Raw genomic sequence first — 14,010 nt, forward strand, 5'->3', positions numbered from 1 at the left:
CGCGCCAACTCGCGACATTCCATGCGATCGGCGCGGATTTCCCAGGGAAGTCCGGGTGCGGTCGTTTTGACATGTTACGGACTTAAATCTGAACGGGCGGTTCTCAAGAGCCGCATAACGAAGCCCACTTGCCGGATGGCAACTGGAATGCAAGGAGAACAGGCGTGGCACGTATCGCTGGCGTCAACATCCCGACTGCGAAGCGCGTTGTTATCGCGTTGACCTACATTCACGGGATCGGTCCGAAATTCGCACGGGAAATCGTCGAAAAGGTCGGTATCCCGGCCGAACGTCGTGTGCATCAGCTGACGGACGCAGAAGTCCTTCAGATCCGCGAAGCCATCGACCGTGACTATCAGGTCGAAGGCGATCTTCGTCGCGATACCGCGATGAACATCAAGCGTCTGATGGATCTCGGCTGCTACCGCGGCCTGCGTCATCGCCGCGGTCTTCCGGTCCGCGGTCAGCGCACGCACACCAATGCCCGCACCCGCAAGGGTCCGGCAAAGGCAATCGCTGGCAAGAAGAAGTAATTTCCGGGAAACCGGGGTGGGGAGGCTGGCGGTCTGCGCCGGCCTCTTTTGAGTTTGGAGCGGGACCATATAGGCGCCGTTCCGGTGTAGCCGCTGGCATTACGGCGGTGAAGAGATCAACGAAAGGAATACCATGGCTAAGGAAGCCGTCCGCGTTCGCCGTCGTGAGCGCAAGAATATCTCGTCGGGTGTCGCTCACGTCAACTCGACCTTCAACAACACGATGATCACCATCACCGATGCGCAGGGCAATGCGATCGCTTGGTCGTCGGCTGGCGCCAAGGGCTTCAAGGGCTCGCGCAAGTCGACCCCGTTCGCTGCTCAGATCGCTGCCGAAGACTGCGCCAAGAAGGCCCAGGAGCACGGCATGAAGTCGCTGGAAGTCGAAGTCTGCGGTCCGGGTTCGGGTCGTGAATCGGCTCTGCGCGCGCTCCAGGCTGCAGGTTTCATGATCACGTCCATCCGCGACGTGACCCCGATCCCGCACAATGGCTGCCGTCCGCGCAAGAAGCGCCGCGTCTGATCATCGCTCTCGTCACCGGTGAGCGCCTGCGCGCTCCCGGTGGTTTTCAAGCTCGGTTGCCACGATTGGATGGTGGCAACGAACGGAAGGCAAACTCATGATTCAGAAGAACTGGCAGGAACTGATCAAGCCGAACAAGGTGGAGTTCTCTTCGAGCTCGCGCACCAGGGCGACGCTTGTTGCCGAACCGCTGGAGCGCGGCTTCGGCCTCACCCTCGGCAACGCGCTTCGCCGCGTTCTGCTCTCCTCGCTGCGCGGTGCTGCCGTCACGGCGGTGCAGATCGATGGCGTGCTGCATGAATTCTCCTCGATTCCGGGCGTCCGCGAAGACGTGACGGACATCGTGCTCAACATCAAGGAAATCGCCATCAAGATGGATGGCGACGACGCAAAGCGCATGGTCGTGCGTAAGCAGGGCCCGGGCGTTGTCACGGCTGGAGACATTCAGACGGTCGGCGATATCGAAATCCTCAACCCAGAGCATGTCATCTGCACGCTCGACGAGGGCGCCGAGATCCGCATGGAATTCACCGTCAACAACGGCAAGGGCTATGTTCCGGCCGAACGCAATCGTGCGGAAGATGCTCCGATCGGTCTCATCCCGGTCGACAGCCTCTATTCGCCGGTCAAGAAGGTGTCCTACAAGGTTGAAAATACCCGCGAAGGACAGGTTCTCGACTACGACAAGCTGAATATGACCATCGAAACCGATGGCTCGATCACCGGCGAAGACGCCGTCGCTTTTGCGGCGCGCATCCTCCAGGATCAGCTTGGCGTCTTCGTCAACTTCGACGAGCCGCAGAAGGAAACCGAAGAGGAAGCAGTCACCGAACTCGCTTTCAACCCGGCTCTCCTGAAGAAGGTGGACGAACTCGAACTGTCGGTCCGTTCGGCAAACTGCCTGAAGAACGACAACATCGTCTACATCGGCGACCTCATTCAGAAGACCGAAGCAGAAATGCTCCGCACACCGAATTTTGGTCGCAAGTCGCTGAACGAAATCAAGGAAGTTCTCGCTTCCATGGGCCTGCACCTCGGCATGGAAGTGCCGGCATGGCCGCCTGAGAACATCGAAGATCTCGCCAAGCGTTACGAAGACCAGTACTGAGCGGCGTGAGGAAAAGTGTAAAGCGGTTTTCCGCCCGCACGCCGATCGCAAGAACATAACAAAAGGCAGGCTCTTTCGGCTGCCTTTCCCCGTCAAACAGCAGGCCGATCGCCTGCATGTGCCAGGAAACAGCAGGCCCACTTAGCGTAAGGGCACCTGCATTAAAGGAGAATAGCAATGCGCCATGGTAAAGCCGGCCGCAAGCTGAATAGAACTGCAAGCCACCGCAAGGCGATGTTCGCCAACATGGCGGCTTCGCTGATTACCCACGAGCAGATCGTCACGACCCTGCCGAAGGCCAAGGAAATCCGCCCGATCGTCGAGAAGCTCGTCACGCTCGGCAAGCGCGGCGACCTGCACGCTCGCCGTCAGGCGATCTCGCAGATCCGTGATGCCGCTGTCGTCTCGAAGCTGTTCGACACGATCGCAACGCGCTACGCCACCCGCAACGGCGGCTACCTGCGCATCATGAAGGCCGGCTTCCGTCAGGGCGACAATGCCGCCATGGCTGTGATCGAATTCGTGGACCGCGATGCCTATGCCAAGGGCGCAGCCGACAAGGCCCGCGTCGCTGCCGAAGAGCAGGCCGTCGCCGCTTAAGTCATCCGCTCCGGCGGAAACAGAACAGCCGGGCTGCGAAGCCCGGCTGTTTTTGTTTCCGATATAGTGACGGGAACGGCTCCATTGCGCAAAATCATTCAGACTCGCTCTCCGCAGATCCTTCGTCTGGCCGCCCTGTTTCTTGTTATCGTTCTCGGGCTGGTGCTCCGCAGGTTTGGCTATGCGGCCGATCTGCCTTTCATCGTCGTCAAATATGGTGGATCGGCACTCTGGGGGAGCGATGGTCTATCTGCTCGTGGCGCTGTTTGTCGCAAGGTCACGGCCACCAGCAATTGCTGTCACAGCGCTGTTCATAGCGATCTCAGTGAAATTGTTCCGGCTCTATCACACGCCCTGGCTCGACGCGTTTCGGCTGACCACGGCAGGCGCGCTGCTGCTTGGCCGGGTATTTTCGCTTTGGAACATGGCGGCTTATGCAATCGGCATAGCCGCGGCCTGCGCCTTCGATCCGGCACGCCGGACTGAGTTGCGTCCTCGCCGCTAAACCTGCCGTCTCACGAAACAGACGCCACTGCGCGATTGCGCGTCCGCCCTTTGCCCTTCTGCCTGCTGCGTGCAATCGGCCGATAGGAGCGGTAGAGGATGAGCGCAATGATCAACCCGACATAGATATATTGCTCGAGGTCGAGGATCTTGGTCGAGAGTGCGAAGTGCAGCGCCCCGCAGGCGGCGATGATGTAGACGAGGCGATGCAGCCAGATCCAGTTCTTGCCCAGGCGGCGGATCGAGAAATTGTTGGATGTCAGCGCCAGCGGAATGAGCATCGCAAGGCCTGCCATGCCGAACATGATGAAGGGGCGCTTCAGCACGTCGTTGATGACGGCGGGAATATCCATCGCCTGGTCGAGCACCATGTAGACGGTGAAATGCATCAGCGCGTAGTAGAAGGTCAGCAGGCCGAGCGCACGGCGATAGCGCAGATAGTTCCAGCCGAAGAGCTCGCGGGCAGGGGAGACGGCAAGTGTTGCGATCAGGAAACGGATCGTCCAGATGCCGAGGAAAAGCTCGAAGGTCTTGACCGGATCGGCGCCGAGCTGATCGGTCGCGCCGAGATAGAAAGTCCAGGCCGCAGGCACGAGCCCGACGACATAAAGCAGCCAGACGGAAGCGGGCTGCCAGCGCTTCGAGATGGCGAGCGACAGTTCCGCCATCAGAAATTCGCCTTCAGGTCCATGCCGGCATAAAGGCTCGCCACCTCGTCGGCATAACCGTTGAAGGGCAGGGTGGGGTGGCGGCTCGCGCCGAAGAAGCCGCTCTCGCCGATGCGCCGTTCGGTCGCCTGGCTCCAACGCGGATGGTCGACCTCAGGGTTGACGTTGGCGTAGAAGCCGTATTCCTGCGGATTGGTGACCTGCCAGGTATTCTTCGGCTGCTGGTCGGTGAGTGTGATCCTGACGATCGACTTGATGCCCTTGAAGCCGTATTTCCACGGTACGACGAGGCGGATCGGCGCGCCGTTCTGGTTCGGCAGCGTTTCGCCATAGAGCCCGACGGCAAGCAGCGTCAGCGGATGGCGCGCCTCATCCAGGCGCAGACCCTCGACATAGGGCCAGTCGAGCGACTGGAAGAAGCCTTTCTGCCCCGGCATCTCGTCTGGCCGCACGACGGTTTCGAAGGCGACGTATTTGGCGCTGCCGAGTGGCTCCACCTTGTCGAGCAGCGATGCCAGCGGAAAGCCGTCCCAGGGGATGACCATCGACCAGGCCTCGACGCAACGCATGCGGTAGGTGCGCTCCTCGATCGGGAATTCCTTCATCAGCGCCTCGAGGTCGAAGGTGCCTGGCTTGTTGACCATGCCGTCGACCTTGATCGTCCAGGGCAGCGGCTTGAAATCGCCGGAAAGAGCTGCGGGATCGCCCTTGTCGAGGCCGAACTCATAGAAATTATTGTAGGTCGTGACGTCCTTGATCGGCGTCGGTTTCTCGTCGACCTTGTACTTGCTCTCAACGGCGGAGAGGGCCGCAGCACTCGCCTTGCCGGCGCTATAGAGCCCCATAGCGCCAAGCGCCGCCGCGCTCAGGAATTCACGACGGCGCACATAGATCTGGCGCGGCGTGATCTCCGATGACGCGATCTTCGGTGGACGATAGGTTGGCATGTCGAAACCTCCTCGGCGGATATCCTGAAATATAGCCCTTAAACGAACCGCCGGCATGTCTAGATTAGTGTCTAAGCCTTGAATATTGCTGACGGGAAGCCAATTTTTTGTGTTCGACCGTGATGGAATAGGCTGTAACAAAACGCCGCGTCGAATCGTATATAATCGATGGGCCTCGTGGCGCTTCTCCCCGGCGTACCGGATTTGGGCTTCCCGGTAGTGACAGCGTCCGTCGATTGGATTAGGACAATCCAAAAAGCAGCGTTTGCCCGGCCCGCAGGCTCCATGCCGCCCCGCTTCGCCTGATAATTCCGACACGTTGAGGAAAACACCGATGCCAGTTTACCGTTCCAGAACCACGACCCATGGCCGCAACATGGCGGGTGCCCGCGGCCTTTGGCGCGCCACGGGCATGAAGGATTCGGATTTCGGCAAGCCGATCATCGCGGTGGTGAATTCCTTCACCCAGTTCGTGCCCGGCCACGTGCACCTGAAGGACCTTGGCCAGCTCGTTGCCCGCGAGATCGAGGCGGCAGGCGGTGTCGCCAAGGAGTTCAACACGATCGCCGTCGATGACGGTATCGCCATGGGTCATGACGGCATGCTTTATTCGCTGCCCTCGCGGGAGCTCATCGCCGACAGCGTCGAATACATGGTCAATGCCCATTGCGCCGACGCCATGGTCTGCATCTCCAACTGCGACAAGATCACCCCCGGCATGCTGATGGCGTCGCTGCGCCTCAATATCCCGACCGTCTTCGTCTCAGGCGGTCCAATGGAAGCCGGCAAGGTCGTGCTGCATGGCAAGACGCATGCGCTCGACCTCGTCGATGCCATGGTCGCCGCAGCCGATGACAAGATCAGCGACGAGGACGTCCAGACCATCGAGCGCTCTGCCTGTCCGACCTGCGGCTCCTGCTCCGGCATGTTCACCGCCAATTCGATGAACTGCCTGACGGAAGCGCTCGGCCTGTCGCTGCCCGGCAACGGCTCGACGCTTGCTACCCACGCCGACCGCAAGCGCCTCTTCGTCGAGGCCGGCCATCTGATCGTCGATCTCGCCCGCCGCTATTACGAGCAGGACGACGTCAAGGCGTTGCCGCGCAATATCGCTTCCAAGCAGGCCTTCGAGAATGCCATGACGCTCGATATCGCCATGGGCGGTTCCACCAATACGGTCCTGCACATCCTTGCCGCCGCACATGAAGGCGAGGTCGATTTCACCATGGCCGATATCGACGCGCTGTCGCGCCGCGTACCGTGCCTGTCGAAGGTCGCCCCCGCCAAGAGCGATGTGCACATGGAAGACGTCCACCGCGCCGGCGGCATCATGTCGATCCTCGGCGAACTCGACAAGGGCGGTCTCTTGAACCGCGATTGCCCGACCGTGCATGCCGAGACGCTGGGCGATGCGATCGACCGCTGGGATATCACCCGCACCAACAGCGAAACCGTTCGGAACTTCTATCGTGCCGCTCCCGGCGGCATCCCGACCCAGGTCGCCTTCAGCCAGGAAGCGCGTTGGGACGATCTCGACACCGACCGTGAGAACGGCGTCATCCGCTCGGTCGAGCATCCCTTCTCCAAGGATGGTGGCCTTGCCGTGCTCAAGGGCAACCTTGCGATTGACGGCTGCATCGTCAAGACCGCCGGCGTCGATGAATCGATCCTGAAGTTCTCCGGCCCGGCTCGCGTCTTCGAAAGCCAGGATGCGTCGGTCAAGGCGATCCTTGCCAACGAGGTGAAGGCCGGCGATGTCGTCGTCATCCGCTACGAAGGCCCGAAGGGCGGCCCGGGCATGCAGGAAATGCTCTATCCGACGAGCTATCTGAAGTCGAAGGGCCTCGGCAAGGCTTGTGCGCTGATCACCGACGGCCGCTTCTCCGGCGGCACTTCCGGCCTCTCGATCGGCCACGCTTCGCCGGAGGCGGCAAATGGCGGCACGATCGGCCTGGTGCGCGAAGGCGACATGATCGACATCGACATCCCGAACCGCACCATCAGCCTGCGTGTCAGCGAGACCGAACTCGCCGCCCGCCGCGCCGAGCAGGACGCCAAGGGCTGGTATCCCACAGAAGTGCGTAAGCGCAACGTCACGACCGCGCTGAAGGCCTACGCCGCCTTCGCAACGAGTGCGGACCGCGGCGCCGTGCGCGATCTGAACGCCCGCTGACTCATCTGAACCGACGACCTACTGATTAAAAGTCAGCTGCTCTTCCAACCGGTCGCTTTCAAAGCGGCCGGTTGATGTTTTTATAAGACTCGCCGAGCTGCTTCAGCCGCTCGTCATAGGCAGCCTTGATGCAAGTTGCATCGGCCCCACATTCCTGCCGTTTCTTCAGCCAGGCCGTCTGTTCGTCCTGTAAGGTTCCGCGCGAACCCATCGCCAGCAGGCCGGAGAGCAGCTCGAAAGTCGTCACCATCTTCACATCGGCGTCGTTGAGCGCGCGGTTGTCGCAGATCGCTTTTTCATCCGCCTTCAATTCTTTCGCATCGCAATCGAAGCTTGCTGCCTGTGCCAGGTTCGATGCAATGAGCAGGATCGCAAAGCCGAGGGCCGCTGTCGTCGTTCTGGTCGTGATCATTCATATGTTCCTATTGCTGCCGGTCAGGCTAGCTTCCGCAGTGCCAGAGCCAGGAAAATGATGCAGATGAGCCAGACGGCAAGGATGAAGATCAGTCCGACCCGGCTGGAGGGACGCTCGATGAGCCTTGTCGCCTCCGTACGAAGCTCGTTCATCACCTCTACTGGCACGAGCCGGATCGCCAGCATGATACCGAGCGGCACGATGAGAAGATCGTCGAGATAGCCGAGGATGGGGATGAAATCGGGGATGAGATCGATGGGCGACAGCGCGTAGGCGGCAACGGCGCCGGCCACCGCTTTGGCATGCCACGGCACGCGGCGATCGCGGGCGGCAAGCCACAATGCCACGATGTCACGCTTCAGTGACTTCGCCCAGATTTTGGCTTTTGATATCAGTTGCATGGCCGATCTTCCTGAATCAAATTCGCAAAGGCTTCAAGCAAAGTCTCGCGACATCCGGCTGCCTTATTCTTCCATGCTTCCGCCCTCTTTCCTTTCTAGCGTCGGACGCTACAACATTTTCTCAAGAGGATTCAAAAGGGATACCCATGCAAGGCCTGTTCAAGCGCGCTTCCGTCTCGCTATTCGCTCTCATGCTGGTTCTGCCGGCTGCGGCTCACGCGCAGACGGCAAAGACCGTACCCGAGAGCCAGATGCAGATGCAGCTCTCTTTCGCGCCGCTCGTCAAACAGACGTCAGGCGCCGTCGTCAACGTTTATGCGGAAAAGACTGTCCAGCGGCAGTCGCCCTTTGCCGGCGACCCTTTCTTCGAGCAATTTTTCGGCCAGCAGATGCCGAACCGTTCGGAGAAGCAGTCTTCGCTCGGCTCCGGCGTCATCGTCGAGGCGAACGGCACTGTCGTGACCAACAATCACGTCATCGAGGGCGCCGACGATATAAAGGTGGCGCTCTCGGACGGCCGCGAATTCCCCTGCAAGGTGGTGCTGCGCGACGACCGTGTCGATCTTGCCGTGCTGAAGATCGACACCAAGGAAAGCTTTCCGACATTGCCGATCGGCAATTCCGATACGGTCGAGGTCGGTGATCTCGTGCTGGCGATCGGCAATCCCTTCGGTGTCGGCCAGACGGTAACGAGCGGGATCGTCTCGGCGCTTGCCCGCAACCAGGTGATCAAGAACGAATTCGGCTTCTTCATCCAGACCGATGCCTCGATCAACCCCGGCAATTCCGGCGGCGCCTTGATGAATATGAAGGGCGAGCTGATCGGCATCAACACGGCGATCTTCTCGCGCGGCGGCGGATCGAACGGCATCGGTTTCGCCATCCCTGCCAATCTGGTCAAGGTCTTCCTCACGTCTGCCGATGCCGGCGTTAAATCTTTCGAGCGGCCCTATGTCGGCGCAAGCTTCGATGCCGTGACCTCGGAAGTGGCTGAGGCGCTGGGGTTAAACAAGGCCCGCGGCGCGCTCGTCGTCAAGGTTTCGGAAGGTGGGCCGGCCGCCAAGGCCGGGCTGAGGGCCGGCGAAATCGTCACCGCCGTCGACGGAATTTCCGTCGAGCATCCGGATGCGTTGCTCTACCGGCTGACGACGGCCGGTCTCGGCAATTCGGTCAAGCTCACCGTCATCGAGAACGGCCGTGAGGAGCAACTGCCGCTGACGCTCGCCCGCGCCCCGGAAACCTCGCCGCGCGACCAGCGCACCATCGGCGGACACACGCCGTTTACCGGTGCCGTCGTCGAGAACCTGTCGCCGCGGGTCGCCGACGAACTGCGCATGCCGCCGGAATCGGCAGGTGTCGTCGTATCCGAGGTGAAAGAGGATTCGCCTGCCGCCCGTCTCGGTTTCGAACCGAAGGATATCATCGTCTCGATCAACGGCACCGACGTGAAGACGACCAGCGAACTTTCCGAAATCGCCGATAGCGACCCCGGCCTCTGGCGGGTCGAGATCGAGCGTGACGGCCAGCGCATCCGGCAATTCTTCCGATGAGCAACGATCTCTTCGCGCCGCGTGTTCCGGAGGAGGTCGCTGCCAGGCGGCCGCTTGCCGACCGGTTGCGGCCGAAGACGCTTGCCGATGTCACCGGTCAGGAACACCTGACCGGCGAGGATGGCGTGCTGAAAAGAATGATCGAAAGCGGCTCGCTCGGCTCGATGATCTTCTGGGGTCCGCCCGGCACCGGCAAGACGACGGTGGCACGGCTGCTTTCCGGCGAGGCGGGCCTGGCTTTCGAGCAGATATCGGCGATCTTCTCCGGCGTCGCCGATCTGAAGAAGGTGTTCGAGACAGCCCGCCTGCGGCGTATGGACGGCCGTCAGACGCTGCTCTTCGTCGATGAGATCCATCGTTTCAACCGCGCCCAGCAGGATAGTTTCCTGCCTGTCATGGAGGATGGCACCGTCATCCTCGTCGGCGCCACCACCGAGAACCCGTCCTTCGAGCTCAACGCCGCTCTGCTGTCGCGTGCTCGTGTGCTCACCTTCAAGTCACATGACGAGGAGAGCCTCGAGGAACTGCTGAAGCGTGCCGAGGCGATCGAGCAGAAGCCGCTGCCGCTGACGGAGGATGCTCGCGCCAGCCTGGTGCGCATGGCCGACGGCGATGGCCGCGCGGTGCTGACGCTCGCCGAAGAAGTCTGGCGCGCGGCGCGCGAAGGCGAGAGCTTCGACACCGAAGGCCTGACGCGCATCGTCCAGCGCCGTGCCCCGGTCTACGACAAGGCGCAGGACGGCCACTACAATCTGATCTCGGCGCTGCATAAATCCGTGCGCGGCTCGGATCCCGATGCCGCGCTCTATTATCTCGCCCGCATGTTCGATGCCGGCGAGGACCCGCTCTATCTCGGCCGGCGGCTGGTGCGCATGGCGGTGGAGGATATCGGTCTTGCCGATCCGCAGGCGCTGGTGATCTGCAACGCCGCCAAGGATGCCTATGACTATCTCGGCTCGCCGGAAGGCGAACTGGCGCTGGCGCAGGCCTGCGTCTATCTCGCCACCGCCCCGAAATCCAATGCCGTCTACACCGCCTTCAAGGCGGCAAGCCAGGCGGCAAAGCAGAACGGATCGTTGCTGCCGCCGAAGCACATCCTCAATGCGCCGACCAAGCTGATGAAGGGCGAGGGTTACGGCGACGGCTACCGCTACGACCACGACGAGCCGGATGCCTTTTCCGGCCAGGATTATTTCCCGGAAAAGATGGGCCGCCAGATCTTCTATGATCCGCCGGAACGCGGCTTCGAGCGCGATATCCGCAAGCGGCTGGAATGGTGGGCAAAGCTTCGCAAGGAGCGCAATCCACGCTGAAGCCCGGCGAACCTCAGGAGGCGCGCGGTGTCTTCTGATTTGCCGGCGCGGCAATCACCTTGACGGACGATTCCGCAAGCCCGTGATGGCCTTCCATATCGACGATGACATGCCAGTGACCGCTTTCCGGGACGGCGATCTTGATCGGCGATTTGCGTGCCACGCCGCCGATATATTTGAAATCGAGAACCTCGGTGAACCGCTGGAAATTCGGGGCCGTCATCAGGCGGACATTGTTCACCGCATTCAACGACACCTCGATGATCGTTCCGGCGCGTTGTTCCTTGAGATCGTAATGGGTGAAGCGGAAATTCGGTTTCGGCATCGGTCTCGTGGCGTCTGAAGTCTCTGCGCCAGGATTTTACCAGAATGTGGGTTAAGGAAAAGTTGGAAACCGGCCCTTCAGCTCATGTCTTCGTACTCCCGCTGCATGAAAACAGCGGGAGTACGGCAAGTTTTAGTGGATTTTCGCGGTGCCGCGCGCAAAGGGCGCGAATTCAAGCACCATGCCCGCGGCCGCCCTATGGATTTCTGCCGAGGGGCAGGTGCATTCCCCCGCGGCGAAGTGGAGGGCGGCCGCCTCATTGATGAAGAGCCCGCCGACGAGGCCATCGCGGTCGTGGACGATCCAGCGGCCGCTTCTGTCGCGACCGACGGTGAAGCGGGCGGAAGGCGAGGGTGTTGCGGCGGGAAGGCTGCGGCGTTGCTGTGCGTTTGCCATTGTGATGATCCTTGGGTCCTGATGCTTCAGCGGGAGATGAGGTTGAAGGTTATCTGCACCAGCCCGGCAAAGGCCATCGCTGCCGCAAGGCGGGGCGCAATGGCGGCAAAGCCGGAGAGCATCGGATGGGAGGGATCGGCGGCGAGTGCTCTGATGGGACTGCGTTGCAGCGGGTCGCTCTCGGCACTCGGTTCAGTCAGGCGTGACATCGTTTGTCCTTTCGAAATCTACCTCAACCGCCGCTTGACGATGCGGCGGTGTCACACCTTGGAAGGTAGGCGTCTGCGGATAGGGTTTCCATTTGGCGCCAAAGAGGAAAATATAAAAATCTCATAGGGATAGCGCCTTCCTCGCGCTGCTTTCGTCAAGGAAGGGCACAAGCGCTTCGCCGATGGCCGAACACAGTTCCGGCTCGGCGGCGACAAGCGGCAGGCGAAGCTCGACCTCCAGCCCGCGCATCAGCCGCAGTGCGTGCTTGATCCTCGCCGGATCGCCCTCCGGCCCAAGCGCTACGATCAACGGCAGCAGCCGATCCCACAGCGAATGCGCGGCCGAAAGATTCCCGGCCCGGGCCGCCTGCTGCATCGAGGTGAAGAGCCGCGGCACCACATTGGCGCCCGACGAGATCATGCCGTCGCCGCCGGCGATGGTGAAGACGAGCGCGGAAGGATCATGCCCGGAAAAGAAGCGGAAGCGCTGCCGCAGGATAGCCGAAAGGCCGACGAAGCGAGCGATGTCGCCCGTGGTGTCGCGGATGCCAAAGATTCCCGGGATGGCGGCCAGTCTGCCAAGTGTTTCCGTCGAAAGATCGCTCGCCGTCTGCGCCGGCGCATGGTCGATAATGACAGGCAGTCCGCCTGCTGCCGCCACCTGCTCGAAGTGGTGGACGATGCCTGTCTGCCCGGGCTTGGAATAATAGGGCACGGTGACGAGCGCTGCGGCGGCGCCCAGCGCTTCGGCCTCGCGGGTGAGCGCGATCGTGCTGTCGGTGGAGTTGGTGCCGGTGGCGGCGATGACCGGCACGCGTCCGGCCGCAGACCGAATGACGAGGTCGATCACTTCGGCGCGCTCCTGCGGCGAAAGCGTCGAGCCTTCACCCGTCGTCGAGCAGACGGTCAGCCCGTCGACGCTGCTGAGAATCTGCCATTCCGCAAGTGCGCGAAGCGCCGGCCTGTCGAGACCGTCATGACGAAACGGCGTAACGAGGGCGGTGATCGCGCCGCCAAGGCGCGGCGTTCCAGCCGTTTCCACGGACGGACCTCAGAGCGCGGAATAAATGATGTAAAGCTCTATGGAGGCGAGCACGATGCCGAAGACGATCAGCGCCCAGGCGGTGCGCTTCTCGCGCATCTGCCGGTTACCGCGCGTGATCCTGTGCGGGCGAAGAGGGTGGAAGGCGGAGGACATGATATTTCGCATGGCGTTTGACCTTTGCAACGATGGCAAAAGCCTACTGCCGTTTGCGATAGGAAATCCATTCGGAGCGAAAGGCGAAAATATAGGAATGACATAAAGACCGATGCGAGAAATTTTGAAGCGCGCTGTCGGAAACGCATGATCGCCGCCGTCCTTGCGATATCCAAGCAAACATGGAGCAAGGACATGTCGAAGATGACGCTGATTTCGATGATCGCAACGGCTGCCGCATTCCTGGCCGTGCCGGATATGGCGGGTGCGGGCGGCAATGCACCTGGTATCGAGAACAAAAAGGCGATAGCGCCGATCGTCCGGAAGGGAAGCGTGCCGGTCAACGGCATCGACTATTACTACGAGATCCGCGGCGAGGGCGAGCCGCTGCTGCTCCTTCACGGCGGCCTCGGGCAGATCGAGATGTTCGCGCCGGTCATGCCTGTTTTCACCGACCACCGGCAGGTGATCGCCGTCGACCTGCAGGGCCATGGCCGCACCCCGCTCGGCAAGCGGCCCATCGAGCTTCCGGCCATCGGCGCCGATCTCGCAATCCTGGTGAAGCAGCTCGGTTACGACAAGCTCGACGTCTTCGGCTATTCCTTCGGCGGCGGGGTGGCGTTGAACATGGCGGCAAACGCGCCCGACCAGGTGCGCCGGCTGGTAATACTCTCGGCACCCTATGCGCAGAACGGCTTCTTCCCGGAGATGCTGCCGCAGCAGGCGGCCGTCGGCGCCGGTATGGCCGACATGATGAAGGACACGCCGATGTTCCTCTCCTACAAGGCGGTGGCGCCTGACGTTTCGGAATTTCCGAAGCTGCTCGACGCCATGGGCGCGCTGATGCGCGAACCCATCGACTATAGTGACGCCGTCGCCAAGCTCACCATGCCGGTTATGCTGATCTATGGCGATGCCGACATGATCCGGCCCGAGCATATGATCGACTTCTACCGCAAACTCGGTGGCGGTCTGCGCGATGCGGGCTGGATGCGGGAAAACATGTCGAAGAACCGGCTGGCAATCCTGCCCGATCTCACCCATTACGAGACCTTCGCTTCGCCCCTCATGGCGAATATGGCGATGACCTTCCTCGATGGCGGCGGCAAGGCGCCGAACTGGGCCGAGCAGGTCGGAAAGTAAGCAC

17 protein-coding genes and 1 pseudogene are annotated in these 14,010 nt (G+C 61.4%); 9 read left to right on the plus strand and 9 right to left on the minus strand.

Features of this window, described 5'->3' with window-relative positions; genetic code table 11:
* The first annotated feature begins 164 nt into the window (after nt 1-164).
* The 5 genes and pseudogenes from rpsM to B5P46_RS12200 all read left to right on the plus strand — a co-directional run bounded on the left by rpsM (nt 165) and on the right by B5P46_RS12200 (nt 3,269).
* Nucleotides 165-533, plus strand: a complete 369-nt coding sequence (gene rpsM / locus B5P46_RS12180; RefSeq protein WP_027685037.1) for a 30S ribosomal protein S13 — start codon at nt 165-167, stop codon at nt 531-533.
* A 133-nt stretch (nt 534-666) separates the two neighbouring features.
* Entirely contained in the window at nt 667-1,056 is a 390-nt protein-coding gene (rpsK, locus tag B5P46_RS12185) for a 30S ribosomal protein S11 (RefSeq protein WP_003547577.1), read from the plus strand.
* Between the two features lie 97 nt (nt 1,057-1,153).
* Nucleotides 1,154-2,164 carry a DNA-directed RNA polymerase subunit alpha gene (locus tag B5P46_RS12190; RefSeq protein ID WP_003547579.1) on the plus strand — a complete coding sequence of 337 codons (1,011 nt, stop codon included), beginning with the start codon at nt 1,154-1,156 and terminating at the stop codon, nt 2,162-2,164.
* A 177-nt stretch (nt 2,165-2,341) separates the two neighbouring features.
* Complete coding sequence (gene rplQ / locus B5P46_RS12195) at nt 2,342-2,764, plus strand: 50S ribosomal protein L17 (protein WP_003558556.1); 423 nt, start codon at nt 2,342-2,344, stop codon at nt 2,762-2,764.
* 84 nt (nt 2,765-2,848) lie between these two features.
* A pseudogene (locus B5P46_RS12200) lies at nt 2,849-3,269 on the plus strand (DUF2809 domain-containing protein).
* Nucleotides 3,270-3,279: 10 nt separating this feature from the next.
* Here B5P46_RS12200 and msrQ read toward each other — a convergent pair.
* Together msrQ and msrP are read right to left on the minus strand one after the other, a co-directional pair.
* Nucleotides 3,280-3,936, minus strand: coding sequence for a protein-methionine-sulfoxide reductase heme-binding subunit MsrQ (gene msrQ, locus B5P46_RS12205; protein ID WP_129418893.1), 657 nt, complete (start codon nt 3,934-3,936; stop codon nt 3,280-3,282).
* Nucleotides 3,936-4,883 (minus strand): protein-methionine-sulfoxide reductase catalytic subunit MsrP, encoded by a 948-nt coding sequence (gene msrP / locus B5P46_RS12210; protein ID WP_129418894.1) that lies wholly within the window; start codon nt 4,881-4,883, stop codon nt 3,936-3,938. The genes msrQ and msrP overlap by 1 nt, the downstream gene beginning before the upstream one ends.
* Nucleotides 4,884-5,217: 334 nt before the next feature.
* On the opposite strand from msrP, the gene ilvD reads away from it, so the two are divergent.
* Nucleotides 5,218-7,056: a dihydroxy-acid dehydratase gene (gene ilvD, locus B5P46_RS12215; protein ID WP_129418895.1), complete on the plus strand. Its 1,839-nt coding sequence runs from the start codon at nt 5,218-5,220 to the stop codon at nt 7,054-7,056.
* Between the two features lie 58 nt (nt 7,057-7,114).
* On the opposite strand, the gene B5P46_RS12220 is transcribed toward ilvD, so the two are convergent.
* Entirely contained in the window at nt 7,115-7,468 is a 354-nt protein-coding gene (locus tag B5P46_RS12220; protein WP_129418896.1) for a lysozyme inhibitor LprI family protein, read from the minus strand.
* A 23-nt stretch (nt 7,469-7,491) separates the two neighbouring features.
* Nucleotides 7,492-7,872, minus strand: coding sequence for a YkvA family protein (locus B5P46_RS12225; RefSeq protein WP_129418897.1), 381 nt, complete (start codon nt 7,870-7,872; stop codon nt 7,492-7,494).
* Between the two features lie 146 nt (nt 7,873-8,018).
* Here B5P46_RS12225 and B5P46_RS12230 point away from each other — a divergent pair, with 146 nt between their 5' ends.
* A complete protein-coding gene (locus B5P46_RS12230; RefSeq protein ID WP_129418898.1) occupies nt 8,019-9,422 on the plus strand; it encodes a DegQ family serine endoprotease in 1,404 nt (467 codons plus the stop codon).
* The gene (locus B5P46_RS12235; protein ID WP_129418899.1) at nt 9,419-10,735 is read left to right on the plus strand and encodes a replication-associated recombination protein A; all 1,317 of its coding nucleotides are present in this window, start codon (nt 9,419-9,421) and stop codon (nt 10,733-10,735) included. The genes B5P46_RS12230 and B5P46_RS12235 overlap by 4 nt, the downstream gene beginning before the upstream one ends.
* 13 nt (nt 10,736-10,748) lie before the next feature.
* Here the strand turns inward: B5P46_RS12235 and B5P46_RS12240 are convergent, their stop codons facing one another.
* The 5 genes from B5P46_RS12240 to B5P46_RS34410 form a co-directional block, all read right to left on the minus strand.
* Complete coding sequence (locus tag B5P46_RS12240; protein ID WP_003547605.1) at nt 10,749-11,060, minus strand: DUF1883 domain-containing protein; 312 nt, start codon at nt 11,058-11,060, stop codon at nt 10,749-10,751.
* A gap of 132 nt (nt 11,061-11,192) precedes the next feature.
* Nucleotides 11,193-11,456 (minus strand): hypothetical protein, encoded by a 264-nt coding sequence (locus B5P46_RS12245; RefSeq protein WP_129418900.1) that lies wholly within the window; start codon nt 11,454-11,456, stop codon nt 11,193-11,195.
* Nucleotides 11,457-11,482: 26 nt separating this feature from the next.
* Entirely contained in the window at nt 11,483-11,665 is a 183-nt protein-coding gene (locus B5P46_RS12250) for a hypothetical protein (protein WP_129418901.1), read from the minus strand.
* 121 nt (nt 11,666-11,786) lie between these two features.
* Nucleotides 11,787-12,707 (minus strand): 4-hydroxy-tetrahydrodipicolinate synthase, encoded by a 921-nt coding sequence (dapA, locus tag B5P46_RS12255; RefSeq protein WP_129418902.1) that lies wholly within the window; start codon nt 12,705-12,707, stop codon nt 11,787-11,789.
* Nucleotides 12,708-12,716: 9 nt separating this feature from the next.
* Nucleotides 12,717-12,875 (minus strand): hypothetical protein, encoded by a 159-nt coding sequence (locus tag B5P46_RS34410; protein ID WP_164986483.1) that lies wholly within the window; start codon nt 12,873-12,875, stop codon nt 12,717-12,719.
* 135 nt (nt 12,876-13,010) lie between these two features.
* Here B5P46_RS34410 and B5P46_RS12260 point away from each other — a divergent pair, with 135 nt between their 5' ends.
* Nucleotides 13,011-14,006, plus strand: coding sequence for an alpha/beta fold hydrolase (locus B5P46_RS12260; RefSeq protein WP_206735343.1), 996 nt, complete (start codon nt 13,011-13,013; stop codon nt 14,004-14,006).
* The last annotated feature ends 4 nt before the right edge of the window (nt 14,007-14,010 follow it).

The organism is Rhizobium leguminosarum, from assembly GCF_004123835.1.
Classification (GTDB): Bacteria; Pseudomonadota; Alphaproteobacteria; order Rhizobiales; family Rhizobiaceae; genus Rhizobium; species Rhizobium leguminosarum_M.